Origin of the sequence: Streptomonospora nanhaiensis, from assembly GCF_026642255.1 — a bacterium.
Classification (GTDB): domain Bacteria; phylum Actinomycetota; class Actinomycetes; order Streptosporangiales; family Streptosporangiaceae; genus Nocardiopsis; species Nocardiopsis tropica.
The window spans coordinates 609579-636209 of the sequence record NZ_CP113264.1 but is presented as its reverse complement, the minus strand read 5'-3'; the positions used below and the strand labels follow the sequence as shown (position 1 = coordinate 636209).

The 26631-nt window shown below is 75.1% G+C and carries 29 protein-coding genes; 18 read left to right on the top strand and 11 right to left on the bottom strand.

The features are described 5' to 3' along the window. Nucleotides 1–66 precede the first annotated feature (66 nt). From fabG (OUQ99_RS02920) to OUQ99_RS02910, 3 genes are read right to left on the bottom strand one after another with little or no spacing between them, the layout of a single operon-like run. Complete coding sequence (gene fabG / locus OUQ99_RS02920; RefSeq protein ID WP_267947874.1) at nucleotides 67–768, bottom strand: 3-oxoacyl-ACP reductase FabG; 702 nt, start codon at nucleotides 766–768, stop codon at nucleotides 67–69. Further along, nucleotides 765–1427: an HAD family hydrolase gene (locus OUQ99_RS02915; protein WP_267947873.1), complete on the bottom strand. Its 663-nt coding sequence runs from the start codon at nucleotides 1425–1427 to the stop codon at nucleotides 765–767. The genes fabG (OUQ99_RS02920) and OUQ99_RS02915 overlap by 4 nt, the downstream gene beginning before the upstream one ends. Beyond that, a complete protein-coding gene (locus tag OUQ99_RS02910) occupies nucleotides 1424–2422 on the bottom strand; it encodes an AfsA-related hotdog domain-containing protein (protein ID WP_267947872.1) in 999 nt (332 codons plus the stop codon). Before OUQ99_RS02910 ends, OUQ99_RS02915 begins: the two co-directional genes overlap by 4 nt. A gap of 214 nt (nucleotides 2423–2636) precedes the next feature. Here OUQ99_RS02910 and OUQ99_RS02905 point away from each other — a divergent pair, with 214 nt between their 5' ends. From OUQ99_RS02905 to OUQ99_RS02840, 14 genes are all read left to right on the top strand, one after another. Beyond that, nucleotides 2637–2912, top strand: coding sequence for an acyl carrier protein (locus tag OUQ99_RS02905; protein ID WP_267947871.1), 276 nt, complete (start codon nucleotides 2637–2639; stop codon nucleotides 2910–2912). After that, complete coding sequence (locus OUQ99_RS02900; protein WP_267947870.1) at nucleotides 2905–4122, top strand: beta-ketoacyl-[acyl-carrier-protein] synthase family protein; 1218 nt, start codon at nucleotides 2905–2907, stop codon at nucleotides 4120–4122. The genes OUQ99_RS02905 and OUQ99_RS02900 overlap by 8 nt, the downstream gene beginning before the upstream one ends. Beyond that, nucleotides 4119–5264 carry a beta-ketoacyl synthase N-terminal-like domain-containing protein gene (locus OUQ99_RS02895; RefSeq protein ID WP_267947869.1) on the top strand — a complete coding sequence of 382 codons (1146 nt, stop codon included), beginning with the start codon at nucleotides 4119–4121 and terminating at the stop codon, nucleotides 5262–5264. Before OUQ99_RS02900 ends, OUQ99_RS02895 begins: the two co-directional genes overlap by 4 nt. Nucleotides 5265–5367: 103 nt before the next feature. Beyond that, complete coding sequence (locus OUQ99_RS02890; RefSeq protein ID WP_267947868.1) at nucleotides 5368–5772, top strand: FAS1-like dehydratase domain-containing protein; 405 nt, start codon at nucleotides 5368–5370, stop codon at nucleotides 5770–5772. Then, entirely contained in the window at nucleotides 5769–6206 is a 438-nt protein-coding gene (locus OUQ99_RS02885) for a MaoC/PaaZ C-terminal domain-containing protein (RefSeq protein WP_267947867.1), read from the top strand. The genes OUQ99_RS02890 and OUQ99_RS02885 overlap by 4 nt, the downstream gene beginning before the upstream one ends. Further along, the gene (locus OUQ99_RS02880; protein WP_267947866.1) at nucleotides 6203–7072 is read left to right on the top strand and encodes a thioesterase II family protein; all 870 of its coding nucleotides are present in this window, start codon (nucleotides 6203–6205) and stop codon (nucleotides 7070–7072) included. Before OUQ99_RS02885 ends, OUQ99_RS02880 begins: the two co-directional genes overlap by 4 nt. A 92-nt stretch (nucleotides 7073–7164) precedes the next feature. Next, complete coding sequence (fabG, locus tag OUQ99_RS02875; RefSeq protein ID WP_267947865.1) at nucleotides 7165–7905, top strand: 3-oxoacyl-[acyl-carrier-protein] reductase; 741 nt, start codon at nucleotides 7165–7167, stop codon at nucleotides 7903–7905. Between the two features lie 109 nt (nucleotides 7906–8014). Further along, entirely contained in the window at nucleotides 8015–8272 is a 258-nt protein-coding gene (locus OUQ99_RS02870; RefSeq protein WP_267947864.1) for an acyl carrier protein, read from the top strand. After that, complete coding sequence (locus OUQ99_RS02865) at nucleotides 8272–9477, top strand: beta-ketoacyl-[acyl-carrier-protein] synthase family protein (RefSeq protein WP_267947863.1); 1206 nt, start codon at nucleotides 8272–8274, stop codon at nucleotides 9475–9477. Before OUQ99_RS02870 ends, OUQ99_RS02865 begins: the two co-directional genes overlap by 1 nt. Beyond that, nucleotides 9474–10634, top strand: a complete 1161-nt coding sequence (locus OUQ99_RS02860; RefSeq protein ID WP_267947862.1) for a beta-ketoacyl synthase N-terminal-like domain-containing protein — start codon at nucleotides 9474–9476, stop codon at nucleotides 10632–10634. The genes OUQ99_RS02865 and OUQ99_RS02860 overlap by 4 nt, the downstream gene beginning before the upstream one ends. After that, on the top strand, nucleotides 10631–11347 hold the full coding sequence (locus OUQ99_RS02855; protein ID WP_267947861.1) for a 2-hydroxychromene-2-carboxylate isomerase: 717 nt from the start codon (nucleotides 10631–10633) through the stop codon (nucleotides 11345–11347). The genes OUQ99_RS02860 and OUQ99_RS02855 overlap by 4 nt, the downstream gene beginning before the upstream one ends. Before the next feature lie 124 nt (nucleotides 11348–11471). Next, nucleotides 11472–13121 (top strand): sensor histidine kinase, encoded by a 1650-nt coding sequence (locus OUQ99_RS02850; RefSeq protein WP_267947860.1) that lies wholly within the window; start codon nucleotides 11472–11474, stop codon nucleotides 13119–13121. A gap of 28 nt (nucleotides 13122–13149) precedes the next feature. Beyond that, nucleotides 13150–13857: a response regulator gene (locus OUQ99_RS02845; RefSeq protein ID WP_267947859.1), complete on the top strand. Its 708-nt coding sequence runs from the start codon at nucleotides 13150–13152 to the stop codon at nucleotides 13855–13857. A 194-nt stretch (nucleotides 13858–14051) separates the two neighbouring features. After that, nucleotides 14052–15338 carry an alpha/beta hydrolase family protein gene (locus tag OUQ99_RS02840; protein WP_267947858.1) on the top strand — a complete coding sequence of 429 codons (1287 nt, stop codon included), beginning with the start codon at nucleotides 14052–14054 and terminating at the stop codon, nucleotides 15336–15338. 208 nt (nucleotides 15339–15546) lie between these two features. Here OUQ99_RS02840 and OUQ99_RS02835 read toward each other — a convergent pair whose 3' ends face one another. After that, the gene (locus OUQ99_RS02835; protein WP_267947857.1) at nucleotides 15547–16464 is read right to left on the bottom strand and encodes an ABC transporter permease; all 918 of its coding nucleotides are present in this window, start codon (nucleotides 16462–16464) and stop codon (nucleotides 15547–15549) included. A 65-nt stretch (nucleotides 16465–16529) separates the two neighbouring features. Beyond that, nucleotides 16530–17669, bottom strand: a complete 1140-nt coding sequence (locus OUQ99_RS02830; RefSeq protein WP_267947856.1) for an ATP-binding cassette domain-containing protein — start codon at nucleotides 17667–17669, stop codon at nucleotides 16530–16532. A 120-nt stretch (nucleotides 17670–17789) separates the two neighbouring features. On the opposite strand from OUQ99_RS02830, the gene OUQ99_RS02825 reads away from it, so the two are divergent. Both OUQ99_RS02825 and OUQ99_RS02820 read left to right on the top strand, forming a co-directional pair. Beyond that, nucleotides 17790–18437, top strand: coding sequence for a YdcF family protein (locus tag OUQ99_RS02825; RefSeq protein ID WP_267947855.1), 648 nt, complete (start codon nucleotides 17790–17792; stop codon nucleotides 18435–18437). A 169-nt stretch (nucleotides 18438–18606) separates the two neighbouring features. After that, nucleotides 18607–18801, top strand: coding sequence for a DUF1918 domain-containing protein (locus OUQ99_RS02820; RefSeq protein WP_267947854.1), 195 nt, complete (start codon nucleotides 18607–18609; stop codon nucleotides 18799–18801). 113 nt (nucleotides 18802–18914) lie between these two features. Here the strand turns inward: OUQ99_RS02820 and OUQ99_RS02815 are convergent, their stop codons facing one another. The 3 genes from OUQ99_RS02815 to OUQ99_RS02805 all read right to left on the bottom strand — a co-directional run bounded on the left by OUQ99_RS02815 (nucleotide 18915) and on the right by OUQ99_RS02805 (nucleotide 20923). Continuing rightward, on the bottom strand, nucleotides 18915–19406 hold the full coding sequence (locus tag OUQ99_RS02815; protein WP_267947853.1) for an FBP domain-containing protein: 492 nt from the start codon (nucleotides 19404–19406) through the stop codon (nucleotides 18915–18917). Between the two features lie 72 nt (nucleotides 19407–19478). Next, nucleotides 19479–20558 carry a DUF2293 domain-containing protein gene (locus tag OUQ99_RS02810; protein WP_267947852.1) on the bottom strand — a complete coding sequence of 360 codons (1080 nt, stop codon included), beginning with the start codon at nucleotides 20556–20558 and terminating at the stop codon, nucleotides 19479–19481. A 161-nt stretch (nucleotides 20559–20719) separates the two neighbouring features. Continuing rightward, nucleotides 20720–20923 carry a hypothetical protein gene (locus OUQ99_RS02805; protein ID WP_267947851.1) on the bottom strand — a complete coding sequence of 68 codons (204 nt, stop codon included), beginning with the start codon at nucleotides 20921–20923 and terminating at the stop codon, nucleotides 20720–20722. 315 nt (nucleotides 20924–21238) lie between these two features. Here OUQ99_RS02805 and OUQ99_RS02800 point away from each other — a divergent pair, with 315 nt between their 5' ends. Further along, complete coding sequence (locus OUQ99_RS02800) at nucleotides 21239–23068, top strand: acyl-CoA dehydrogenase (protein WP_267947850.1); 1830 nt, start codon at nucleotides 21239–21241, stop codon at nucleotides 23066–23068. A 112-nt stretch (nucleotides 23069–23180) separates the two neighbouring features. Further along, nucleotides 23181–24047 (top strand): LLM class F420-dependent oxidoreductase, encoded by an 867-nt coding sequence (locus tag OUQ99_RS02795; protein ID WP_267947849.1) that lies wholly within the window; start codon nucleotides 23181–23183, stop codon nucleotides 24045–24047. A gap of 22 nt (nucleotides 24048–24069) precedes the next feature. On the opposite strand, the gene OUQ99_RS02790 is transcribed toward OUQ99_RS02795, so the two are convergent. The 3 genes from OUQ99_RS02790 to OUQ99_RS02780 all read right to left on the bottom strand — a co-directional run bounded on the left by OUQ99_RS02790 (nucleotide 24070) and on the right by OUQ99_RS02780 (nucleotide 26583). Then, nucleotides 24070–25149: an ArsO family NAD(P)H-dependent flavin-containing monooxygenase gene (locus OUQ99_RS02790; protein ID WP_267947848.1), complete on the bottom strand. Its 1080-nt coding sequence runs from the start codon at nucleotides 25147–25149 to the stop codon at nucleotides 24070–24072. 67 nt (nucleotides 25150–25216) lie between these two features. Then, nucleotides 25217–26299, bottom strand: a complete 1083-nt coding sequence (gene arsB, locus OUQ99_RS02785) for an ACR3 family arsenite efflux transporter (protein WP_267947847.1) — start codon at nucleotides 26297–26299, stop codon at nucleotides 25217–25219. Then, complete coding sequence (locus OUQ99_RS02780) at nucleotides 26299–26583, bottom strand: ArsR/SmtB family transcription factor (RefSeq protein ID WP_267947846.1); 285 nt, start codon at nucleotides 26581–26583, stop codon at nucleotides 26299–26301. Before OUQ99_RS02780 ends, arsB begins: the two co-directional genes overlap by 1 nt. Between the last annotated feature and the right edge of the window lie 48 nt (nucleotides 26584–26631).

Sequence of the window (26631 nt, the reverse complement as noted above, 5' to 3'; positions counted from 1 at the left end):
TCCGTTCCGTGGTCGGGGTCCGCGGCCGTCCCGGGTACGGGGGCGGTCCGCGGCGGGCGTGCCGGGTCAGCCGACCTCGGCGCCGCCGTTGACGGGGATGTTCGCCGCGGTGACGTAGCCCGCCCCGTCGGAGGCGAGGAAGCGCACGGCGGCGGCGACCTCCTCGGGGGTCCCGGCGCGGCCCACCGCCGTGCGGCCGATCAGGGCCTCGCGGCGCGGGCCCGCGAGATCGGAGGTCATGTCGGTGTCCACCAGCCCCGGGGAGACGACGTTCGCGGTGATCCCGCGCTTGCCGACCTCTCGGGCGACGGAGTGGGCGAGGCCGATGAGCCCGGCCTTGGACGCGGCGTAGTTGGCCTGGCCGGGGGCTCCGACGAGGCCGGTGAGGGAGGAGACGTAGACGAGGCGGCCCCACCGGGCGCGCACCATGTCGGTGAGGACCGCGCGGGTGACGCGCAGCGCGCCCACCAGGTTGGTGTCGACGACCTCCGTGAACTCGGCGTCGCTCATGCCGAGGAGGAGGCCGTCCCGGGTGATCCCGGCGTTGGAGACGAGGACCTCCACGGGCCCGTGGTCCCGGCGGACCCGTTCGACCGCCTCCTCGACGGAGCCGGGGTCGCGGACGTCGCAGCGCACGCCGTCGAGCCCGTCGGGCGGCGACCCGTCCCGGTGGGTGACGACGACCTCGTCCCCCTGGGCGGCGAACATGCGCGCGACCGCCAGACCGATGCCGCGGTTGCCCCCGGTGACGAGGACGCGGCGGCTCATCGGACGGCGTCCTCGGGCGTGCCGACCAGGCGCGCCAGCTCGGCGGCGGCCTCGGCGGTGTCCCCGAAGCGGATGGCCCGCCAGCCCGCCGCGAGGGCGCCCTCGCAGTTGCGCTCGTTGTCGTCCACGAGCAGGCACTGCTCCGGGGGGACGCCCGCGCGCCGCGCGGCCAGGTCGAACACCGCGGCCTGGGGCTTGCGCGCGCCGACCTCGAAGGACATCACCACGTCGTCGAAGAGGGCGTCGGCGTCCACCATGCGGCGCCAGTGGGCGTCCCAGGTGGGGACCATGTTGGAGAGCATCCCGACGAACACGCCCCGGGAGCGCAGGGCCTCCAGTTCGGCGACCCAGGCGTGGTTGGTCTCGCGGTCCTCGAACCAGTCGTCGGCCAGGGTCGTGATGCGGCGGTCGATGCCGTACCGCTCCCGCAGAAGGACGCCGATGCGGTCCAGCCACTCGGCCTCGGTGACGAGCGGGGTGTCGATCGGCTCCATGTAGTCGTCGGTGCCGAAGCCCTCGGTGACCTCGCCGATGACCGTGAGCAGGGCGTGCGCGTCGATGCCCGTGCGCGCGCAGAACTTCTGCATGGTCTCGGCGATGGGCGGGGTGAGGACGCCGCCGAAGTCGGTCCACACCGCGGTGACGCGGGAAGTGCTCATCGTGGGGTCTCCTCCGTCCCGAGGCGGGACGTGTCGGTGACGGTCAGGGTGGTGTCGGCGATCCGGGCGCCGTCCTGCTCGAAGCGGACGCGGCGCTCCCCGGTCGCGGCCCCGTCCGCCGGGGTGGAGGCGAGCACGGGGGAGGTCAGCTCCGCGAAGCCGGTGAAGCCGGCGCGGACGCCCGTGACGCGCCGGGCCCCCGGGGTCCCGGCGCCGCCGGGGACGGGCACGGCCAGCGCCAGCTGGCGGGCCGCCTCGGTGAGGACGGCCGCCGGCAGGTGGTCGTAGGGGTGGTCGAAGAGGGACGGGTTGTCCCAGCGGGGCCGGACCTCGGCGGTGAGCGCGCCGTCGCGGGCCACGGGGGCGCCCAGGACCACGTTCAGGGGGTTGGTGCGGCCGACGGTCCGCGGCTCGACCCCGGCCGGCGCGGCGGTCTGCCCGCTCGTCAGCGGCGCGGGCCCGCCCAGCTGGGCGTGGCGGACGGCCTCGTACTCGCCCGGCGTCAGGAACAGCACGTCCATGGTGTGGGTGCCGGCCCGGACCCCGTCCACGCGGAACACCTGCTCCACGCGCCCGGCCCGGACCCGGTCCCTCCTGCGGCGGACGACGGTGAACCGGTTGTCGATCACCAGCTCGCCGGGGCGGTCGCCGCACAGCAGCGCGGCGGGGTCCGTGTCGATGGCGAACCGGTCCACGATCATCTGCGTGCCGGCCCTGGCGCCCATGTGGGCGTGGGTCCCGGCGATGGCCGCCTGCCGGCCCGCCTCCAGCAGGAGGAGCACGTCGAAGACGGCCGGGCTCCGCCCGTGGTCGCTGAAGTAGCCGTGGTTCAGGGGGAGCTGGGCCGCGGCCACGACGTCGGTCTCCGACACCGGGCGCAGGTCGGTGACGAAGACCTCCGAGACCGCGCTCCGGTGCACCAGCGTGCGGTCGAGGGTCGCCCTGAAGCCGAGGTCGGCCGGAATGTCGATGTCCATTTCCGCGACGGAAGCCATTGCACCACCTCTCGCAAATTCATTGACCTTTGACAACAGCCTTGCACCGCCGAATAAAACACCGATCAATTTTCGATCAAAGTTGACCGCATGTCACTTTCGATGAATACGGGAGGTACAAAGGCGCAGTCTTATTGCGCGGCCCGCCGGGCGGTGGCCAAGCTGGTGGAAGACCGGCCCGAACAGCGGGCCCTCCGATCCGAAGGGAACCACGATGACCGAGAGGACGACCGTCGAAGAATCCGGCGCGATGATCGGGAAACTCCGCGAGATCGTCAGCCAGGAACTGGAACTGGAGGACGGAGAACTCACCCCCACCGGGCACTTCGTGGAGGACTACGAGGGCGACTCCCTCTCCCTGATCACCGTCGTGGCGCGCATCGAGAAGGAGGTGGGCGTGGTCATTCCCAAGACCGACCTGCCGCAGCTCCTCAACTTCGAGCTGCTCGCCGCCGCCGTCCGGGAGTACGGCGAGGTGGCCCGTGCCTGAGACCAGACGCGTCGTCATCACCGGCCTCGGGGCGGTGAGCAGCGTCGGCATCGGCGCCGACGCGTTCGCGGCGGCCATCCGCGGGGGCCGCAACGGCACGGCCGAGATCACCTCGTTCGACGCCTCCGGGTTCCCCTACCGGATGGCGGGCGAGGTCCGCGGCTTCGCGCCCCGCGAGATCCTCCGCCGGATCGACCCCGACCGGTGGGGCCGCAGCGGCCAGCTGGCCGCGGCCGCGTCCCGGCTCGCCCTGGAGGACTCGGGCCTGGAACCGGAGGCGGTGTCGCACGGCCGTTCGGGCGTGATCATGGGGACGACCAGCGGCGAGGCCACCGTGTCCTCCGTGCTCGGGGAGCAGTGGGTGTCGGGGCGGATGAAGGAGTTCTCGTCCCGCGTGGTCGCGCAGGCCCCGGCCAGCCAGATCTCCGCGGCGGTCGGCGCCGAGCTGGGCCTGGGCGGGGACACCCTGACCGTCCCGACCGCGTGCTCGGCCAGCAACTACGCCCTGGGCCACGCGTTCGACCTGGTGCGCACCGGCGAGGCCGACCTGATGTTCGCGGGCGGCGCCGACGCGGTGAACCGCTTCACGCACGCCGGGTTCCACGCCCTGGGCGCCCTCGCCCCCGACGTGTGCCGGCCCTTCGACAAGGACCGCGCGGGCATCATCACCGGCGAGGGCGGGGTCTCCCTGCTCCTGGAACCGCTGGACTCCGCGGTGGCGCGAGGGGCCCGCGTCTACGCGGAGATCCTGGGCTACGGGGTCAACTGCGACGCCAAGCACATGGTCCACCCGGACCCGGGGAGCATCGCCGCGTGCATCCGGGACGCGCACGCCTCCGCGGGGATCACCCCCGACCAGGTCGACTACGTGTGCGCGCACGGCACCGGCACCCCCACCAACGACGCCACCGAGGTACAGGCGGTGCGCGAGGTGTTCGGCGAACGCGTGCCGCCCATCAGCTCCATCAAGTCGATGATCGGCCACACCATGGGCGCGGCCAGCGGGTTCGGCGCGGTCGTGTGCTGCAAGGCCCTGCACGACGGGTTCCTACCGCCCACCGCGAACGTCGGCACGGTCGACCCGGCCCTGGGGCCGGACCTGGACGTGGTCCCGGGGCGCGGGCGCGACGCCGCCCCCCGGATCGTCCAGAACCACGGTTTCGCCTTCGGCGGCAACAACGTCATCACCATCCTCGGGAGGCCCGCATGACCGTCCTGGCGACCGGACCGGGCACCGCGGAGCGGCCCGCGCTCCCCGCCGCCGTCCCGCTCGCGATCACGTCCGCCGGCGTGGTGTCGGCGGCCGGGCTGGGCCTGGAGTCCCTGGGCGGCGTGCTCGACTCCGGCGGCATCGGCCACTCCGCCCCGGTGGGCGACGACGCCGACGACTACCCGCCGCTCGGGGTGCGCTCGGTGGAGGGGTTCCGCCTGCGCGACCACGTGGGCCGCAAGGGGACCCGCAACCTGGACCGGCTGACCGGGTTCGGGCTGGTCGCGGCCAAGCTGGCCCTGGCCTCCGCCCCCGCGGGGGCGGCGACCGACCGCACCGGGGTCGTCGTCACCACCAGCACCGGCAGCACCCAGAGCCTCATGGACCTGGCGGGCGACACGCTCCTCCAGGAGCGCCCCTACCTGGTCAACCCGTCGCGCTTCCCGAACACGGTACTCAACTGCTGCGCCGGCCAGATCGCCATCTGGAACGGGCTGCGCGGCGCCAACGTCACCCTCGCCGCGGGCCAGGCGTCCGGCATGAACGCGTTCCGGCACGCGCGGATGGTGCTGTCCCTCGGCCGCGCCGACCGACTCGTGGTCGGCGGGGTGGAGGAGCTGAGCGCACCGCTCGCCTGGGGCTGGCACGTCTCGGGGACCCTGGCCGAGGGCACCCCGATCGGCGAGGGGGCCGCCGCGTTCGTGGTCACCACCTCCGAGGCGGCGCGCGCCGGCGGCGCGGGGATCGCCGCCGAGGTGCTGGGCGTGGAGGTGGGCTTCCACCCCGCCTCGCGCGGGGACCGGGCCGTGGCCGTCGCCGAGCACGTGCGCCGCGCCCTGGACCGCAGCGGCGTCGCCCCCGGGGACGTCACGGAGGTCTCCCCCGGGTCCACCGGCCTGGTGGGCGTGGAGCGCGCCGAACGCCGGGGGATCTCCCTGGCCCTGGGCGGCCTCCCGCCCGTCCGCGACGTGACGCGGGCCGTGGGCCAGTGCTACAGCACGGCCGGCGCCATGCAGGTCGCGGGGCTGCTCGCGGCGTGGCGCGGCGACCCGGCCGACCGTCCGCGCCTGGCCCTGGTCACCGCCGTGGGCCACGACGGCAACATCGGCGCGCTGGTCCTGCGCGAGGGGGGTGGCGCCTGATGCGCCCCGAGGGGACCCGGCACCGGAGAGCGGCCCCGGCCGGCACGGCGGTCCCGCCCCGGTCCGCGGGAACCGGACACCACCACGCGAGAGGAGGCACGCCATGGGACTGAACAGCGCACTGGTCGGCCGGGTCTACCGGTCCCCGGACACCTACGAGGTGGGCCGGGAGAAGATCCGCGAGTTCCGCGCGGCCGTCGGGGCGCCCGGGGGCGACGACGCCCCGCCGACCTTCCCCATCGTCCTCGCCATGAAGGCGCAGGAGGCGGCGGTGCTCGACCCGGAGCTGGGCTTCGACTTCTCCCGGGTCATCCACCGCGACCAGTCCTTCCGGCACACCCGCCCCGTCCGCCCCGGAGACGTGCTCACCGTCGAGGTCCGCGTCACCCGGGTGGAGACCCTGGGCGCCAACGACCTGGTGGCGCTGCGCAGCGACATCCGCACGGCCGGGGGCGAGGACGTGTGCACCGCCACCACCACCCTGATCACCTGGGCGGACACCCCATGACCACCCCCACCGCACCCCTCCCCGACGTGTCGCACGCACCCGGCGCGCGGCTCCCCGAGCGGCGCTTCGCCCTCACCCGCGCCGACCTGGTCCGCTACGCGGGCGCCTCGGGCGACTTCAACCCCATCCACTACGACGAACGCGCGGCCGGGGCCCTGGGCCTTCCCGGGGTCATCGCCCACGGGATGCTCACCATGGGCCTCGCCGCGACCGCCGTCACCGGGTGGTTCGGCCCCTCGGCGCAGGTCGCCGAGTTCGAGACCCGGTTCGCGCGCCCGGTGGTCGTACCGCCCGGGGAGGGCGTGGAACTGGCGGTCTCCGGCCGCGTCGACGCCGTCCTGGACGGCTCCCGCGTCCGGGTCGTGCTCACCGCCCTGTGCGGCGGCGAGCGCGTCCTGGCGCGGGCCCGGGCCGTGGTGGTCACGGGCCGATGAGCGCACAGGGCACCACGCACGCCTCCCCGCTGGTCCGCACCCGCCGGGTCGGGTCGCCGGAGTTCCGGCTGTTCCTGCTGCACCACGCCGGCGGTGCGCACACCGCCTTCCGGGGGTGGGGCCGCCGCTTCCCCGAGGGCTGGGACGTGTGCGCGGTCGAGGCCCCCGGCCGGGGCAGGCTGCTCCACGAGCCGTTCGCGGCCGGGATGGGACCGCTGGTCGACCGGCTGGCCGGGGCCGTGGCGCCGCTGACGGACGTCCCCTTCGGGGTGTTCGGGCACAGCATGGGCGCGGCCGTCGGGTACGAGCTGGTCCGGGAGCTGGCCGGTTCGGGCACGGCCGAGGCCGCCTGGCTGGGGATGTCCGGCTATCCGGCGCCCGGCCCGGGGGCCGACGACGACCCCCGCCGGCTGTCCTCCGACGAGCTGCGCGCCCGGGTCGGCGGTCTGAGCGGCATGCCCGCCGAGGTGCTGGCGGACGACGCCCTGTGGGCCCTGTTCGAGCCGCGCATGCGCGCGGACCTGGCCCTCGTGCGCAGCTGGCGGGCGGCAGGCCCTCCCGGCCCGCAACCGGTCCCGGTGACCGTGTTCGCCGGGGAGTCGGACCCCGTGGCGGGGCCGGAGCTGGTGCGGGGCTGGGCCGGCGCGGCCCCGCGCTTCCAGGGGCTCCGGTGCTTCCCCGGCTCCCACTTCTACCTGAACCGCGCCCGCGACGCGGTGATCGGGGCGATCACCGAGGAGGTAGCCCTGGCGACCGCCGCCCGCGGCGCGGAGCCGGTCCCGTCCCGGACCGGTGCCGGGCCTCCGGCCGCCGGGGAGGCCGCGGTCCCGGCGGCCCCCGGACCGGACCGCGCACGGCCCTCCTGAGACCACCCGGGTCCCGCGCGCCCCTCGGCCGGGCGCACGGGGCCACCCCCTTGGCACACCCCCGCACCACCAGAGAAACGGAAGGACCCGACATGACGGACAGACCAGTGGCGATCGTGACCGGAGGATCCCGGGGCATCGGCCGGGCCGTCGCCCTGCGCCTCGCCGACGACGGCTACGACATCGCGTTCTGCTACCGCAGCGCCGGCGAGGCCGCCGCGAGCACGGCCGAGAAGATCCGCGCGGCCGGCGCCGCCTGCTACAGCGCCGCGTGCGACGTCGCCGACCTGGAGGCGGTCCAGGGCTTCGTCGCCGGCGCCAAGGCCGCCCTCGGCGACCCCGAGCTCCTCGTCAACTCGGCGGGCATCCTCCGCGACGCCCCCGTGGCGGTGATGGACGCCGCCGACTGGAGCGCGGTCATCGACACCAACCTCACCGGCACGTTCAACCTCTGCCGCAGCACCGTCTTCGACTTCATCAAGAACCGGCGCGGCTGCGTCGTCAACATCTCCTCCGTCATGGGGATCCACGGCAACGCCGGCCAGGGCAACTACTCCGCGGCCAAGGCCGGGATCAACGGCCTCAGCAAGGCCATGGCCAAGGAGGTCGCCCGCTACGGCATCCGCGTCAACGCCGTCGCGCCCGGCTTCATCGAGACCGACATGACCCGGGGCCTCAGCGAGAAGGTGCGCGACAGCGCCCTCGCCAAGGTCCCCCTGCGCCGCCTGGGCAGCGCCGAGGACGTCGCCGACCTGGTCTCGTTCCTGGCCTCCGACCGGGCCTCCTACATCACCGGCCAGATCGTCCAGGTGGACGGCGGCGTCGTCATCTGACCCGGCCGGGCGCGCCCCCGGGCCGCGCCGCCCGCACCGTCCCCCGGACCCGAACCACCGCACCGTTTCGCGGCCACCGCGAACAGCACCCACACCAAGGAGAGACGCCATGACCGCCACCGACACCGCCCTCATCGACGAACTGCGCGAGATCGTCGCCGACGTCCTGGAGGTCGAGCCCGAGGAGATCTCCGAGACCGGCCTGTTCTCCGAGGAGCACGAGGCCGACTCCCTCCAGGCCATCGAGGTCCTGGCCCGCATCGAGAAGACCCTGCGGATCGCCGTCCCCCAGACCGAGCTGCCCGACATGGGCAGCCTCGACGGCGTGTACCGCGTCGTCTCCCGGTACACGGAGGGGAACGCCTGATGCGCCGGGTCGTCGTGACGGGCCTGGGGCCCGTGTCCAACGTGGGGACGGGGGCCGCCGCGTTCGGCGCCGCCGTGCGCGCCGGACGGTCCGGCGTCTCCCCCATCACCTCCTTCGACGCCTCGGGGTTCCCGCACCGCAACGCGGGCGAGGTGCGCGACTTCGCGCCGCAGGAGATGGTGGAGCGGCTCGACACCGCCGAGTGGGGCCGCTCCAGCCTGTTCGCGGCGGCCGCCGCACGGCTCGCGGTCGCCGACGCCGGGCTCGACCCGGACGAGCTGTCGCGTGCCGGGGCCGGCTCGGTCATGGGCACCACCAGCGGGGAGTCGCAGATCATCGAGCGGCTCACCGAGGAGGAGGTCGCCGGGGGCTGGGAGAGCCTCAGCCCCCACCTGCCCCGGCAGGTCCCCGCCTCCCGGCTGGCCTACGCGGTCAACCGGGAGCTGGGCCTGACCGGTGAGGCCATGACCCTGGCCACGGCGTGCTCGGCGGGCAACTACGCCATCGGGTACGCCTACGACCTGGTCCGCACCGGCGCGGCCGACTACATGCTGGCGGGCGGCGCCGACTCGGTGCTCCGCTGGGCCCACGCCGGGTTCTTCCGGCTGGGCGCGGTCGCCGAGGACGTCAGCTCCCCCTTCGACCGCGACCGCTCCGGCATCATCACCGCCGAGGGCGGGGCGGCCCTCGTCCTGGAGAGCCTGGAGGGGGCGCTGGCGCGCGGCGCGCAAATCTACGGCGAGGTGCTGGGCTACGGGCTCAACTGCGACGCCGACCACATGGTGTCCCCCGACCCGGTCGGCATCGCCGAGTGCATGCGCCGGGCCCACGCCAACGCCGGGATCGAGCCGGGGGACGTGGACTACATCTGCGCGCACGGCACGGGCACCCCCGCCAACGACCTCGCGGAGGCCACGGCGGTCCTGGACGTGTTCGGCGGCGCCCCGCCGCCGATCAGCTCCGTCAAGTCGATGCTGGGGCACACCATGGGCGCGTCGAGCGCGTTCGGCGCCATCGCGTCGCTGATCGGCATGCGGGAGGGGTTCCTGCCGCCGACCACCAACTTCTCCCACCACGACCCGGCCCTCGGCGGGATCGACCCGGTGCCCAACGAGGCGCGCCCGGCCGACGTGCGGATCGTGCAGAACAACGGGTTCGCCTTCGGCGGCAACAACGCCATCACCGTCTTCGGGAGGGTCTCATGAGCAGCACACGGGGCGGGTCCCCGGTCCTGGCCGTCACCGGCTGGTCGGCGGTGTCACCGATCGGCACCGGGGCGGCCGGGTTCACCGAGGCGGTGCGCACGGGCCGGACCGGCGGCGCCGACGTCAGCGGGATGTTCGACGCCCCGCTGCCCACCGGCCGGGCGCACGCCATCCCGGACTTCCGGGCCGCGGACCACCTGGGCCGCAAGGGCACCCGCCACCTGGACCGCAGCACCGCACTGGCGCTGGTGGCGACCAAGCTGGCGCTGGAGTCCACCGACGCCGCCGTGGACGGCGACGCCGCGGGGCGCGCGGGGCTCGTGCTGGGCACGACGGCGGGCAGCATCCGCACCACCAGCGAGTTCAGCCGGGACACCCTCGTCGAGGAGCGGCCCTACCTGGTCAACCCGGTGATGTTCCCCGGCGCGACGATCAACTGCCCCGCGGGGAGCAGCGCCATCCGGCACAAGCTGCGCGGGGTGAACGCGACCGTCGCCGGCGGCCAGATGGCCGGGCTCAACGTGCTGCGCTACGGCGCGCACCTCATCGGCGGCGGGCACGCGGACGTGCTCCTCGCCGGCGCCGTCGAGGAGTTCAGCCCGCACATGGCGTGGGGGCACCGGGCCCTGACCGAGGGGTACGACGTGCCGCTGGGCGAGGGCTCCGCCGTGTTCGTCGTCGAGGACGCCGAGCGGGTCCGCTCCCGGGGTCGGACCCCGGAGGCGGAGGTCCTGGCGTCGGCGTTCGGCACCGGCGGGCCCGACGACACCGCCCGCACCCTGGAGGCGAGCGTCGTCCGGGCCCTGCGCCTGGCGGGCGTGGGCGCCGACGAGGTGTGGGGGGTGGCCACGGGCGAGCACGGCGTCGAGGGCCTGGACGGGGCCGAGGACGCGGGCGTGCGGGCGGCCCTGGGCGACGGGCCGGTCCGCATCCGCGTCAAGCGGCTGGTCGGCGAGTGCAACAGCGCCTCCGGCCCGTTCCAGCTGGCGGCGCTGCTGGCCCACCACCGGACCGACCCCGGCCTGGACGGGCGGGTGTCCGTGCTGACCTCGGTCTCGGCCGACGGCGCCGCGGGGGCGGCCGTCGTCCGCGGACACCGCCTGCCGGACGGCACCGTTCCCGCGGAGACGCACGACGAGGAGGGTGACGAACTGTGAGGAAGCCGCCGAGACTGTACTTCGCGTTCCGCAGCCCGTTCTCGTGGATGGCGCTGCGCCGCCTGGAGGAGCTGTACCCCGAGGCGGTGGACACCGTCGAGTACCGGCCGTTCTGGGAGCCCGACGCCGACCTGCTGGCCCGGCTGCGCGCCGGTGGCGGCGAGTTCCTGTACACGCCCATGAGCAAGGCCAAGCACCTGTACATCCTCTACGACACCAAGCGGTTGGCGGCCTCGTTCGGCTACACGATGTCGTGGCCGGTCGACGTGGACCCGTGGTGGGAGGTCCCGCACCTGGCGTGGCTGTACGCGCGCCGCGAGGGGAAGGAGCGCGAGTTCTACCGCGCGGTCACCGAGGCCAGGTGGGAGCGCGGCGAGAACGTCTGCGACCCGGCCCTGGTCAAGGACCTGGCCGCGTCGGTCGGGCTGGACGGCGAGACGGCCGCGTCGGCCGCCCACGACCCGGACCTGCGCGAGGAGGGCCTGAAGGCGCTCCACGACCTGTACCAGGACGACGTGTTCGGGGTCCCCTACTTCCGGGTGGGGCGGCACCGCTTCTGGGGGCTGGACCGGCTGGACGCGGTCACCGACGCGCTCGGGCTGGAGCGGGAGGCGCGGGCCGCCGACCCTCCGTCCCTGGCCCGGGTGCCCGTCCCCGACCTGTCCCCGCCGCCGACCGACCTCGACACGGACACGGCCGGGGGCTGCGGATAGGACGGCGGCCGGGACCGCCGCCCGGGCGGGGCCGCGGACACCCCTTCCCGGTCCGCCGCCCTCCCGGACGGGCCGGGAGGGCCCGCGGCGGCCCCGGCCCCCGCCGTCCGGCTAGCCTGTGCGCATGCGGGAAGGCACACGCGAGACCGTGCTCCGGTGGGGCCGCCCGGCCGCCGGGGCGGCCCTGTGGACCCTGCTCGGGGCGCTCACCGTCGTCGAGCTGTTCGACTCCCGCGACCGGCCCCCGGTGTTCGAGGCGCTCGCCCTGGTCCTCGCCCTGGCCGTCTCCGCCGTCCTGTCCCGTCCGCACCCGCTGACCGCCCTGGCCGTCATGCTCTGCGCGGCGGTCCTCCAGATGACGGCGTCCGGGGTGCTCCTGGTGGAGACCTTCGTCCTCACGCCGTGGCTGGCGCTGCTGCCGCTGGCGTTCCTGGCCGGGCTGCGCTCCGAGCGGGTGCGCCCGGTGACCGCGATGGTGGTGGCGGCGTGCGTGTTCACCCTGGCCGTGTTCGCCGCCGCGGGACTCCTGTCCGGGTACGACACGCGCACCTTCCTGTCCCGCTCCGTGGACTGGCTGGGCGGGGCGCTGACCGTCGCCCTGACCACGGTCACCCCGTGGCTCCTCGGCCGCTACCTGCTGCTGCGCGGACGCCTGGCGCGGGACGGCTGGGCCATCGCCGAGCGGATGGAGCGCGCCCGCGCCGCGGACGCCGACCGCGCCCGCCTCCGGGAGCGGGCCCGGATCGCGACGCGGATGCACGACTCCCTGGGGCACGACCTGGCGCTGATCGCGGTGCGCGCCGCGGCCCTGGAGATGTCCGCGCCCGACGGCTCGGACCGGCGGAACGCCGCCGCCGAACTGCGCACCGCCGCCCACGAGGCCAACCTGCGCCTGCGCGAGGTCATCGGCGTGCTGCGCGAGGGCGACGGCGACGCGCCCGCCGAACCGGTGTCCGCCCTGGTACGGCGCGCCGCCGACGCGGGCATGCCGGTCCGGCTCCTGCGGGAGGGGACCGACCCCGACCCGGGTTCGCCTGGCGGCGCCGCCGTGCACCGGGTCGTCCAGGAGGCGCTCACCAACGCGGCCAAGTACGCGCCGGGGTCCGAGATCACCGTGAGGGTCGTCCGGGAGGGCGGGCTGACCCGGGTGTCCGTCCTCGACACCGGGCCTCCGGGCGCGATGCCGGCCCTCCCGGCCCGCCGGGGTCCGGAGGGGTCCGGCCTGGCCGGGCTGCGCTCCCTCGTGGAGGGGTTGGGCGGGGAACTCGCCACCGGGCCCGCCGACGGCGCCCCCGGCCGGGGGTTCTCCGTGCGGGCGACCGTCCCCGACGCCCCCTCCGGCGGGGACGGCGCCGTGTCCGCGCCGGGGGACCCGGCCGGGGCGGACGCGCCGTCGCAGACGCGGCGCGCCCACGCCGAGGCCCGGGCCCGCGCCCGCCGGCGGCTGGTGGCCGCCGTGGCCGTCCCCGCCGCCCTCGGGGCCGGGGCCGCCCTGGCGGGGTTCGCGCTGCTGTGGTGGGTCGGGACGAACAGCGTCCTGCCGCCGGAGGCGTACGGACGGATCTCCGTCGGCGACGACCGGGCCCTGGTCGAACAGGAGCTGCCCCGCTTCGCGTACCCCCGCCAGTCGGTCGACGACCGGCCGCCCGACCCGCCGGGCTCCGTGTGCTCCTACTACCTGGTCCGCCACGAGAACGGGCTGCCGCCGGTCTACCGGCTGTGCTTCGCGGACGGCGTCCTCGTCGCCAAGGACGAGATCCGGCGCTTCGAGTGAGGGGGCGCGCCGCCGGTAGGGTGTCCGGGTGAACGCGACAGACGGTGGACGCGACGCGGGCGTCGCGGGCACGACGCTGCGCGTCGTCCTCGCCGACGACGAGGCGATGATGCGCGCGGGCCTCCGCGCCATCCTGTCCTCGGTGCCCGGCATCGAGGTCGTGGGAGAGGCCGCCGACGGCGCCGCCGCCGTGGCCCTGGTGGCGGAGCACCGGCCCGACATCGCCCTGCTCGACGTCCAGATGCCCGGCACGGACGGCCTGGCGGCGACGGAGGCGATCGTCGCGGAGTACCCGGGGACGGCGGTCGTCGTCCTCACCACCTTCTCCGAGGACGCCTACATCGGCCGGGCCCTGGCGGGGGGCGCCGACGGGTTCGTCCTCAAGAGCGGGGACCCCCAGCAGCTGGTGGCGGGGCTGCGCGCCGTCGCGGACGGCGGCGCCTACCTGTCGCCGGAGGTGGCGCGCCGGGTGATCGACGAACTCGACGCCTCCGGCCCCCGCCTGTCCCGGGCGTCGGCCGCCCGCGAGCGGGTGGGCCGGCTCACCGCGCGCGAGCGCGAGGTGCTGGCGCTGGTCGGCGAGGGCTGCTCGAACGACGAGGTCGCCCGCCGCCTCGCCATCGCCCCGGGCACCGTGAAGGTGCACGTGGGGGCCATCCTCACCGGGCTCGGCGTCCGCAACCGGGTCCAGGCCGCCGTCCTCGCCCACGAGGCCGGACTGCTCCGGGGGCGCTGACGCCGCCCCGGCCGGGCTCTGCTGCTCCGCGGCTCCGCGCCCCTCCCGCGACCACCGGGCGGTCCGCCCCGCCGGAGCCGCCGACCCGGCCGCCGGGGAGGCGCGGCCTTCCGCCCGCCTACCCCTTTGTGCCTATCCGCCCGCTGCCGTCCAGGCGATGTGCGGGGGCGCCCCGGAGGGCGAGGATGCTGCACATGATCAGCACTGGCTCCGCCGGGAGGAAGCGCGCGCTCGCCTACGGGTCCGCCGCGCTCGTCCTCACCGCGACGTTCTCCGCCCCCGCCGCCATCACCGCCGCCACCAACCCGGGAAGCGTGGTCCTCCACCCTCCCGAGCCCACCGGTCCGCACCCGGTCGGCCGCACGGAACTCCACCTCGTCGACCCCGGCCGCGGCCACCCCTGGGCGGAGGGCTCCGACGACAGGGACCTCACGGTGAGCGTCTGGTACCCGGCCGTGGACGGCGGGGAGGAGCGGGCCCCGTACATGACCAGGTCTCTCCAGGGAACGCTGCGGAGCGAGCTGGAGCAGGTCGGGCTCCACCGCGACACCGTGGACCTGGAGTCGTCCCGCGCCAACGCCCTCCTGGACGCGGACGCCGCGGTTGACGCGGGCCCCTTCCCCGTCGTCCTCTTCTCCCCCGGCTTCCGGATGAACCGGTTCCTCAACACCTCGAACGCCGAGGAGCTCGCCTCCCACGGCTACGCGGTCGTGTCCATGGACCACACCTACGAGACGCCCGCCGTCGACCTGCCGGACGGGCGCGTCATCCGGACCCGGGTCCCGGACACGGAGACGGAGACCTACCAGGAGGCCATCGCGGTCCGGACGGCGGACGCCCGCTTCGTCCTGGACCAGGTGGCGGAACTGGCTGCCGGGCGCAACCCCGACGCGGACGGCCGGGAACTGCCCGCCGGCCTGGGCGGTTCCCTCGGCACCGACGCCCTGGGCATGTTCGGCCACTCCGCCGGGGGCCTGACCACGGCCGAGACGATGCTGGTGGACGACCGGATCGACGCGGGCGTCGACCTGGACGGCACCCTCTCGTACCACACGGGCGACGGGGTGTGGGCGGACTCCACCCTGGAGGGGGCGGACCGGCCGTTCGCGATCCTCGACGCCGGGCTGTCGGGTATCCGGCGCCTGCCGCACAACAGCGGGTACAACGAGGCCTTCCAGAGGTTCGTGCAGGCCTCGTCCGCCCCCGTCCTGGAGCTGTACACGGCCGACGGCGAGCACATGGGCTACACGGACCACCAGTGGATCCTGCCCGCCCTCGCCGAGGTCCACCGCCCGGACTCGAACGCGTGGCACGAGGCGGTCGAGGCGGGCATCGGCACGATCGACCCCGAGGAGTCGGTGCGGACCCAGCGCGCCTACATCACGGCGTTCTTCGACGCCCACCTGCGCGGCGAGGACGTGCCGCTGCTCGACGGGCCCTCCGCCGACTTCCCCGCCGTGGAGTTCGTGGAACAGCCCTGACCGGCGCCCGCCCCGGGCGAGGGGTCGGGCGGTCGCGAACCCGGAATGATCTGCGGCCGGGGCCCTGATTCGTGAATTGGTCGGCAATGCGGGGAGGACGCGCCGGGGCGCGGGACGCACGGAAGCGGACGGCGCCGCCTCCGCCGCGGACCGCCGCAACGGAGGCGGCGCGCACGGGCACGCGCCCCGGGCCCCGCCGATCAGCCCGCTAGACGTCGCGGACGCGCAGCTCGGTGCGGGCCACGATCTGCGCGGCCACGGCCCAGCCCACCACCGCCAGGATGTTCACCGGTCCGTCGTAGGGCGCCGTGTAGAACCCCACGTCGCCCCCCGCGTAGAACTCGACGCCGGCCAGTCCCGGCATCAGCGACGCGGCGTCGTTGATCGCCTGCACCTGGGACAGCTGCATGACCATCGGCAGGCCCAGCAGCACCAGGAAACCCAGGGTGATCGTGCCCGGCATGCTCCGCAGGGCCGTACCGACGCCGGTGAACAGCACCGCGAACAGTGCCATGCACAGGCCCGCGCTCAGCGCCGCCACCGCCGCCTCCGGCACGTCGACGCCCGTGTACGGGGCCACGAACCCCGCCAGCACCGTCACCCCCACCAGGGTCGAGAGCACCCCCACCGCGAAGGCCAGGACCGCGGACACCAGTGTGCGCGCCGCCAGCACCACTCCCCGCCTCGGCCGCCACAGCAGCGTGCTCGTGACGCTGTGGTTGGCGAACTCACCGGTGGAGGCGAGCGCCGCGAGGACCAGCACCGCGAACTGCACCAGGTAGTAGTGCCCCTGGGAGGTGAGGCGCATGAACGCGGCGCTGTCCGCCTCGTCCGGGTTCTCCAGGATGCGCGTCAGCTCGGTGTACCCCATCAGGGCCGCGAACACGGCCATGCCCGCCAGCGCCACCGCGACCACCGCCCAGGTGGACCGCAGCGACGACTGCCGGACCCACTCGGCCCCGGTCTCCCGGAGGAGTTCGGCGCCGGCCCGGGGCGGCCCCTCCCCGCCGACGCTCCGGGGCGCCCCGGCCCCCGGCCCCCTTCCGCGGGCGACCGCTCCGCCGGTCTCCTCCCCCGGAGCCCCGTTCCCCCGCCCGGCCCGTCCGACCCTGCGCGTACCGCTCATCCCGTCCCGTCCTCGCATTCCGCCGCCTCCGGTGCCCTCTCCGTCCCGCCGCCGTCCCGTCCGCATCAGGCCGCCGTCCCACCGGTCCCGACCGGGGACGCCGGACCCGCCGCCCCGGCGCCGTTTCCCGTGCCGGAGGCCCCGGCGGACCGCCGCGCGGTCCCCGCCGCACGGGAGCCGTACTCGACGGCGTCCCCCGTGAGCTCCAGGTAGGCCTGTTCCAGCGACGCCTCCACGACCCGCAGGCCGTGGACCCGCGCGCCCGCCGCGTGCGCGTGGTCGCCGACCTCCTCCGCGCCGAGTCCGAACACGCGCAGCCCGGCGGCGGGGCCGCCGCGCTCCCCCGCCGCCCGTCCCCGGCCCGGTGCGCCGGGGACCGCCTCCCCGCCGGTTCCCTCCCCCTCACCGGGGCGTTCCGCGCCGACCGCGCCCCCCGCCCCGCCCCCGCCGTCCCCGGACACGTCCTCGACGCGCACCCCCGGGCCGGCCTTCTCCAACCGCTCCCGCAGCCGACCGGCGTCCGGACTGTGCACCAGGACGTGCTTGCGCGACCACGCCGCGATCACGTCGTCGAGGGGGGCGTCCGCGATCAGCCTCCCCCTGCCCACGACGACCAGGTGGTCGGCGACCATCTCCATCTCGCTCATCAGGTGGCTGGAGACGAACACCGTGCGGCCCTCGGCGGCCAGCCCCCGCGTCAGGTCGCGCATCCACCGCACGCCGTCCAGGTCGAGCCCGTTCACCGGTTCGTCGAACAGGAGCACGCCCGGGTCGCCCAGCAGGGCGTCGGCGACGCCCAGCCGCTGCCTCATGCCGAGCGAGTACCCGCCGACCCTCCTGCGGTCGACCTCCGCCAGCCCGACCTCCCCCAGGACCTCGTCCACGCGGCGCCGGGGGATCCCCGCCCCCACCGCCTTCGCGGTGAGGTGCGCGCGGGCGCTGCGGCCCGGGTGCGCGGCGTCCGGGGACAGCAGTGCGCCGACCTCGCGCGAGGGGCGCGCCAGCCGTTCGTAGACCCGCCCGTTGACCAGGGCCTCCCCCGACGTGGGCCGGACCAGGCCCAGCAGCACCCGCATCGTGGTGGACTTCCCGGCGCCGTTGGGGCCCAGGAACCCGGTCACCCGCCCCGGCTCGGCCGTGAACGTCAGCCCGTCCACGGCCTTCCCCCTCCCGTAGCGCTTGGTCAGGTCTCGTACGGTGATCACCGCGTCCCCCTCTTCTCTCCGGAACCTCGGTGCACCACGCTAGGAACCGGCGGCCCCTCCCCACATCTGTGGTTCGTCGGGGCCCGACTACTCACTTGTGCCTAGAGTCCGGAGGCGCCCATGCGCGAGACCGACCGCCGCCACGCGGAACTGCTGTGGAGGCACCACCTCATGGGTCACGGGACGCGCCCCGCCGACATCGCCGTCGCGCTGGGCAGCACCAACCTGGGGGTGGCCGCCCACGCGGCCGGGCTGTACCACCGGGGCCTGTTCCCGGTCCTCGTCCTGAGCGGGGGCAACAGCCCCTCGACCCTCGCCCGGTTCCCGCGCGGGGAGGCCGTCCACTACCGCGAGCACGTGCTCTCGCTGGGCGTCCCGGACGAGGCGGTGCTGGTGGAGCCGGACTCCGCCAATACCGGGGAGAACATCGCCTTCACCCGCGACCTCGTCGCCCGGAGCGGGCTGGACCCGCAGACCGTGCTGGTGGTCTGCAAGCCGTACATGGAGCGGCGGGCGTACGCGACCGTCCGCAAGCTGTGGCCGTCCGTGGAGCCCGTGTGCTCCTCCGCCCCCCTCTCGCTCGACGAGTACATCGCGGACATCGGCGACGCGAAGCTGGTGGTGGACATGGTCGTGGGCGACATGCAGCGGGTGATCGAGTACCCGGCGCGCGGTTTCTCGATCCCCCAGCCGGTGCCGGAGGACGTGCTCGCGGCCTTCGACGCGCTCGTCCGCGCCGGGTACAACGGCCGACTCATCGCCCCCTGAACGACCTGGCCGGTCGGTCTCCCCGGTCGGTGGGACCGGTCCCGGACCGGCGGGCCGCCCGGGAGGGCCCCGGTGTCCGGGGTGCGCCGGCCCCGCCCGTTTCACGGGGCCGGGACCGCGGGTAGGCCCCGTTCGAGGCCGGACCGACCCGGCCGGAACGGGGGAGGACATGCGGGCGTCCGTCGGCGACCACGTGCACATGCACGGCGTCACCAGCACAGAGGGGCAGCACACCGGGGAGATCGTGGAGGTGCGCGGGGCCGAGGACGGCCCCCCGTACGTGGTGCGGTTCCCGAACGGCCAGGAGCGGTTGATCTACCCCGGCCCGGACACGGTGGTAGAGCCCCGCAACCCGGTGGACTGACGGCGGCGCGGGGCGGCGGGGCGGCCGCCCGTCCGGGAGCGGGACCCCGACCGCCCCGCACTCGGTGGTCCCGCCGTCCGGTCATTCGGTCATTCGGTCACGCGGTCACGCGGTCACGCGGTCACGCGGTCCAGGAAACCCGCCAGGTTGGTCGTGGCCCGCTCGATCTGCTCGTCCACGGTGAGGGACTCCTCGAACCGGCCGCCGGTCTCCGGCGCCTTCTTGCCGCGCACGTACAGCGAGCAGGCGAAGTCCGTGCACATGTGCAGTCCCACCGTGTTCCCCTCCCGCCCGGCCCGCCCCGCCCGGGGCGCGGCCATCAGGGTCACCCCCTGGCCCGGGTGCGTCGTCAGGCACACCGAGCACATGCTGCGGCGCAGCCCCGTTCGCACGCTCGGCAGCCGGAACGCCACCCCCACGAGCCCCTCGTCCCGTTCGATGACCAGGTAGGCGCGCTCGTGCGCGGTGTGGTCACGCCAGCCGAGGAAGTCCAGGTCCTCCCACGGACGCGTCGCGAGGTCGCGCGGCAGGGCCAGCCTCGTCGCCTCCCCCTTGGAACAGTTGACGAACGATCCGCGGATCTCCTTCTCGGTCACAGCTCTCATGGTGGAAACGCTAGACCTGCGCGGACGTCCCCGGCAACGGGATATCCACCGCGGGAGCCGGGCCCCGTGCCGTCAGGCGTCCGGGGGGACACCCTCCCGGCCCCACGCGGCCAGCACCCGGTCGATGCGGTCCGCGATGCGGGAGCGCGCCTCCTCGCGGGGGACGCCGGCCATCAGCAGTTCGTCGTAGTCGGTGTCCTCGTGCCGGATCGACGCCACGACCGCGCGGCGCACCGCCCCGGGGTCCAGGGCGCGGCCCGCCGCCGACCGGCCCACCCTTCCGCTGCCGCGGGTGCCCGCGTGCTCCGCGATCCGCAGCGCGCGGCCGTCCGGGCACCCCGGGAACCTGAGGGCGATCTCCTCGGCGAAGCGCCCCTGGAACTCCACGTCCTGCGCCGCGCGGCGGACCGCGTCGCGCTCGCGGCGGCGCTCCCGGACGTCCTCGTCCGCCAGGCACAGGGTCTCGGCCCTCTCCAGCGCGCGCTCCTCCACGAGCAGGCCCGTCCTCCGGTGCTTGCGGCGGGAGGGGACCCAGCGCATCACGACCGCCGAGAGCCCGCTCTCCTTCTTCGCGCGGCGGGTGAGCGCGGCGTCGCCCGCCGGCAGGAAGACGAGGTGGTCCATGTCGGTGCAGGACAGGCAGTGCGCGGCATCGTCCTCCACGCACCGCAGGTCCGTCCCGGGCTCCCCGCAGGAGGCGCACTCCCACGGCCCCGCGGACTCCAGCACGACGAGGTCGGGGGCCTTGGTACGGCGCTTCTCCTCCCGCTTGCGCTGCGCCCCGGTCGCGTCGGGCGATATCCAGTGGGAACGGAAGGCCTCTTCCCAGTGCGGATCCCCGTCGGCCGTGAACCGCAGGTCGCGCCGCTCACGGGACGCGGCGAGGTACTCGCCCTCCTCCCGCGTCATGCGCTGCCGCTCGGCCCACGCGCGCAGGAGCTCGACGGCCTCGCGCTGCCGGGCGGCGGGCGCCTGGACGAGCGCGTCGAGGGAGTCGGCGCGCCCCTGGCGCCAGGTGTCGAGGGCCTTGTCCGTGACCCATCCCAGGGAGGCGAACGCGTCCAGCACGGACACCGCCCCGCGCCGTGCGACGGCGCCGGTCGCGGCGGCCTCCACCCTGCGTCCCAGCTTCGTCCCCAGATCCGGCTGCATGCCCGTGTTCCCCGACCGTTCCGCTCATCCGACGTCTCGGCGCACCAGCCTAGTGTCGCCTCCGCCCTGGGCGGTCCGGCCTTCGCACCCGGCGGCCGGGGCGGCGGGGCGGGGCGCCGGGACACCCGTCGACGTGCCCGGGGGCGCGGCGGAGCCGGGGCTCAGTCCCGCCCGAGGAGGCGGGCGACGTGGAGAACGGCGCCGGAGGCGAGGGCGGCGAGTGCCAGCGAGGCGGCGAAGGAGGCGCCCCAGAGGACGACGCCCTCCAGCGCGACCCACTCCTCGAGGGCGCGGCGGGTGGCCTCCCGGGACACCATGAACACGAGCACGAAGACCGCGAAGGAGACGACGGAGGAGATCCTCACCCGGTTTCCTCCCCACTGTCCGGTGCCGGCGCAGGCACGGCGCACACCCTATCGGGGGCGCACCGGAGGCCGTGAACCGGGACGCCGCCGCGACCGGCCCCGCCCGCCGGGCCGGGCCGACCCGGCGGGCTCCGCGATCCCGGAGACCTCCGCCTCCTCCTCCCGGGGAGCCCCGTCCGGAGCACGGCCGCCCCCGCCATGACCGGGAGCCGACCCCGCACCGTTCCACCGTCCCCGCATCCGGTGACGCAGGTCACGGTCGCCGACACCACCATCCCGCCATCACCTTATGAATATGCTTGGATACTAATAGTCATGAAACATGACGGCGTCCTCCCCCTCGCCTCCCCCGAGCCCCTCGTCCGGCCGGCCCCGGTCGCCGACCCGGACGAGGAGCTGCGCGCGCAGCTCACGCACACCCTCTACGGCCCGGCCCCGGAGTTCGCCAGGATCCACGCCCCCTGGCGCGCACTGGTGGCCGCACCCGCGTTCGGCCCCCGTCCCGGACTCGGCCCGCAGGAGCGGACCGCGCTCTCCTACGAACGCCTCCGCCTGCTCAACGACACCCTGGGCTCGGCCCGCGACCTCGCCGCCTGCCCGGACCGCCTGGCCTCCCTGCACGAGTGGGCGTCCTTCGTGGACGGCGGTCTGACCACCGTGGCGGGCATCCACTACAACCTCTTCCTCGGCAGCCTTCTCGACCACGGGCACGAGGCGCTGGACGGGTTCGGGGACATGCACCGGATCGGCACGTTCCTGTGCACCGAGCTCGACCACGGGAACGACGCCGCCTCGCTCCGCACCACCGCCACCCGCGACCCGGACACCGGCGGATTCGTCCTGGACACCCCCGCGCCCGGGGCCCGCAAGTTCATGCCCAACACCGGCGCGGCGGGCGGCCCCAAGTCCGGGGTGGTGGCCGCGCGCCTGGTCGACCGCGGGCAGGACCTCGGGGTGTTCCTGTTCCTCGCCCCCCTGACCGGGGCGTCCGGCCCGCTGCCCGGCGTCACCGTCGAGCCCCTGGACGACAAGTCCGGCAGCCCCGTCGACCACTGTCTGACCTCGTTCGACGGCGTCGTCCTCCCCGCCGCCGCCATGCTCTCCGGCGAGCACGGGCGCTTCGACGGCGACGTGTTCACCAGCACCCTGGGCAACCGGCGGGGGAGGTTCCTGCGCGCCATCGACCGGGTCACCGTCGGCAAGCTGTGCATGAGCGCGGCGGCGGTCGGCGCCACCAGGGCCGCCGTCGCGATCGCCGTCGCCCACGGCCTGGCCCGCGAGGTCACCGCACCGCACGGCGGGAGGCGGATCCCGGTGTTCGCGATGCGCAGCCACCACGGTCCGCTCGTCGGGGCCGTCGCGACCGCCTACGCCATGACCCTGCTCCACCGGGCGACGTGCAGGGCCCACCGGGAGGGCGCGGAGCACGCCGAACGCCTCGCCGCGGTCACCAAGGGCTGGACCACCTGGAGGGCCCGGGAGGTGGTGACGGAGTGCCGCGAGCGCACCGGGGCCCGCGGCCTGTTCCGCGCCAACCGCCTCGCCGACCTGCGCACCGATATCGAGGGGATCGTCACCGCGGAGGGCGACAACGTCGCCGTGTGGGTCAAGGCCGGCGCGCAGATGCTGCTCGACCACCCGCTCACGCCTCCCCCCGCCGCACCCGCGGGCCGCGACCTCTCCGACCCCGTGTTCCTCCTCGACCTGCTCACCGCCGTGGAGTACGTCCACCTCTCCCGCGCGCGCCTGCGGCTGCGGCGGGCAGCCGCGGGCGACCCCCTGAAACGCTGGAACGCGGCGGCGCCCCACGCCCTGCGGGCCGTCGACGCGCACGCGCAGCGGCTCGCGGCCCGGGAACTCCTGGCGGCCGCCGTGGAGGGCCCCGCCTCTCCCGTGCTCACGGACCTGTTCCGGCTCTTCGCCCTGGAACGGCTGTCCCCGCACACCGGCGACCTGCTCGCGGAGGGGTACCTCTCGGCCGGTCAGGTCACCGGGCTGCCCGACCTCGCGGAGGACCTCGTCGGCGCCCTCGCGCCGCGCACGGAGGTCCTGGTCGCGGGGTTCCACATCCCCGCCCCGGTCCTGGCCGCCGTGCCCGTCGCCGACGGCCGCGCCGACGAGGGGCTCCTGTCGCACCGGCGGTGACGGAAGCCGGGCGGCACGCGTCCCGGCCGTGTCACACCCCGGCCCGGCCGGGGCCGCGGGCACACACTGGGCACGGGCCCGGACACCGCCGGGCCCGCGTCGAGGAGGACACATGGAACTCGGTCTGCACATAGCCGACTTCACCTGGGCCGGCGGGGCCCCCGCACTGGGCCGCACGCTCGCCGAGACGGCCCGCCACGCCGAGGCGGCGGGGATCGCCCGCATCACCGTGATGGACCACCTGTGGCAGATGGGCGACGCCACCGGCCCCCGCGAGAACGACATGCTGGAGGCCTACACCACCCTCGGGTTCCTGGCCGCGAACACCGAGCGGGTGCTGCTGCACACCCTGGTCACGGCGGCCGTGTACCGGCATCCCGGCGTCCTGGCCAAGCAGGTCAGCACCCTGGACGTGCTCTCCGGCGGCCGGGCCGGGCTGGGCATCGGCGCCGCCTGGTACGAGGACGAGGCGCGCGGGCTCGGCATCCCGTTCCCGCCGACGGCCGAGCGGTTCACACGCCTGGAGGAGACCCTCCAGATCTGCCTCCAGATGTGGGGCGACGGCGACGGCGCCTACCAGAGCGAGCACTACCAGCTGGCCCGCACCCTGAACTCGCCGCAGAACCTCTCCGTCCCGCACCCGTACCTGATGGTCGGCGGCACGGGCGAGCGCAAGACCCTGCGGCTGGTCGCGCAGTACGCGGACGCCTGCAACCTCTTCGGCGGCCCCGAGGCCCGGCACAAGCTCGACGTCCTCAGGGGCCACTGCGACGCGGTGGGCCGCGACTACGACACGATCGAGAAGACCGCCACGTTCCCCTTCACGCCGAACACGACCCGGGGCGCCCTGGTCGGACAGCTGCTGGACCTGCGGGAGGCCGGGTTCACTGTGGCGTACGCGTTCGGCCAGGGGTTCCCGGACCCCCGCCGCGCGATCGACCTGCTGACCTCGGCGCTCCCCGAGGTCGCCGAGGCGTAGGCCGCGCCTCCGCGGCCCGGCCCTAGCGCTCCCCGGCCTCCAGGTCGGCGACGATCCCGGCGACGGCCTCCTTGGCGGTGCGGCCCGCGCCGATGAGGGTGGCCGAGGCCGCCCCGGTCCAGTCGCCGTACCCCAGGAGGGTCAGGCGCGGCTCGTCCGCGGAGCGGGTCCCGTCCAGGGCGATCCGCCCCTCGCCGGCCGACGGCACGAGCGGGGCGAGGTGGTCGAGTACCGGACGGAAGCCGGTGCACCACAGGATCGCGTCGCAGTCCAGGACCGTGCCGTCGGCCCAGGCCACGCCCGTGGCGGTGACCCGGTCGAACATCGGCTCCGCCTCGAGGGCGCCTCGGGCGCGGGCCTCGCGCACGCCCGGCACGGCGACGATGTCGCCGAGGTCCCCGGGGCCGGGGGCCCCGGCCCCCGAGCCGTCGCGAACGGCCCTCTGGCGCCGGGTGGCGATGGCGAACAGCGCCCGGCCGTCCACGTCGTCGGGCAGGAACCGCGGCGGCCGGGAGGTCGTCCACGTGGTCGTGGCGACCTCGGAGAGTTCGGCGAGGATCTGCGCGGCCGAGTTGCCGCCGCCGACGACCACCACCCGCCGCCCCGCGAACGCGCCGGGGCCCCGGTAGTCCGCGGTGTGCGCCTGGACGCCCCCGAAGTCCTCGCGGCCCGGGACGGAGGGGATGTACGGGGCCCTCCACGTCCCGGTCGCGCTGACGACGTGCCGGGCGTGCCAGGTCCGCGTACCGGCGCGGACCGCGAGTCCGCCGGGTTCGCGCTCCACGCCCGTGACGGTCACCGGGCGGCGCACCGGAAGCCCGTAGCGCCGCTCGTACGCGGACAGGTACCGGGCGACGTGCCCGGCCGAGGGGTACTCCCGCCCCTCCTCCCGCGGCATCCACCAGCCGGGCAGCATGCTGTGCTCAGCCGGGGAGAACAGCCGCAGCGACCCCCAGTACTCGTTCCAGGACCCGCCCGGCCGCCTCCCGGCGTCCAGGACGACGAAGTCGGCCCCCGCCCTCCTCAGGTAGTACCCCGCGGCGAGCCCGGCCTGGCCTCCGCCGACCACCACCGCGTCGAACCTGTGGTCACGCGCGTCCATCCCGTCCCCTCCGTGCTCCGTCCCACCGTGCCCGTCCCCGCCGCCCGGTCCTCCCCCGGCGGCCCTCCTACCTCCGACCGGGGGCGAACCTCCGCCGCCAGGCCAGGGAGACGTAGACCAGGGCGATGAGCACGGGTACCTCGATGAGGGGGCCCACCACTCCGGCCAGGGCCTGGCCCGAGGTGACGCCGAAGGTCGCGATCGCCACCGCGATGGCCAGCTCGAAGTTGTTGCCCGCCGCGGTGAAGGCCAGCGTGGCGGTGCGGTCGTAGTCCAGGCCGATCGCCTTGCCGAAGGCGAAACTGCCGAACCACATGAGGGCGAAGTAGGCCAGCAGCGGAACGGCGATGCGCACCACGTCCAGCGGCCGGCCGGTGATCCTGTCCCCTTGCAGGGCGAAGAGCAGCACGATGGTGAACAGCAGCCCGTACAGGGCCCAGGGGCCGATCCGGGGCAGGAACGCCGACTCGTAGCGCTCCCGCCCCATCCTCCTCTCCCCGAGCAGGCGGGTCAGGAACCCCGCCGCCAGGGGGATACCGAGGAAGACGACCACGTTGAGGGCGATCGGCCAGGGACCGACGTCCAGCCCGTCGGTGTCCAGGCCCAGCCACCCGGGGAGCAGGTCGAGGTAGAACCAGCCGAGCACGCCGAACACGAGCACCTGGAAGACGGAGTTGAGCGCCACCAGGACGGCGGCGGCCTCGCGGTCGCCGCAGGCCAGGTCGTTCCAGATGACGACCATGGCGATACAGCGGGCCAGGCCGACGATGATCAGGCCGGTGCGGTACTCGGGCAGGTCGGCCAGGAAGATCCAGGCCAGGGCGAACATCACCGCGGGGCCCACGACCCAGTTGACCACCAGGGAGGACACGAGCAGCCGGGTGTCGCGGGTGACGGTGTCCAGCCGGTCGTAGCGGACCTTGGCCAGCACCGGGTACATCATGACGAGCAGGCCCAGGGCGATGGGCAGCGAGATCCCGCCGACCTCCATCGCCGCCAGGGCCCCGTTCAGCCCGGGGACCAGGCGGCCCAGGCCCAGGCCGACAGCCATGGCGAGCAGGATCCACACCGCCAGGAACCGGTCCAGGACCGAGAGCCCGGCGGCGACGGACCCGTCCGTGCCGCCGGCCGTCTTGTCGGTCGGGGTCATCAGCACGGCCTCCGGTTCCCGGCCGCGCCGGAGGAACGGGCCGTGGCGGCCAGTCCGGCCAGCCCCTCGGAGAGGGTCTCCAGGGCCTCGGGGCGGAGCCGGTAGTAGGTGAACCGGCCGCAGGGCTCGGTCTCCACCACCCCCGCCTCGCGCAGGATCCGCAGGTGGTTGGACAGGTTGGTCTGCCGGGCCCCGGTCTCCTCCACGAGGTGGGTCGTGCACAGGGTCTCGCGGGCCAGCAGGGTCACGATCCTCAGGCGCAGGGGGTCGGAGAGCACTCTCATCGAGTCAGCATTCACTGATATCAGCACATGCTGATACTATCGCACCGT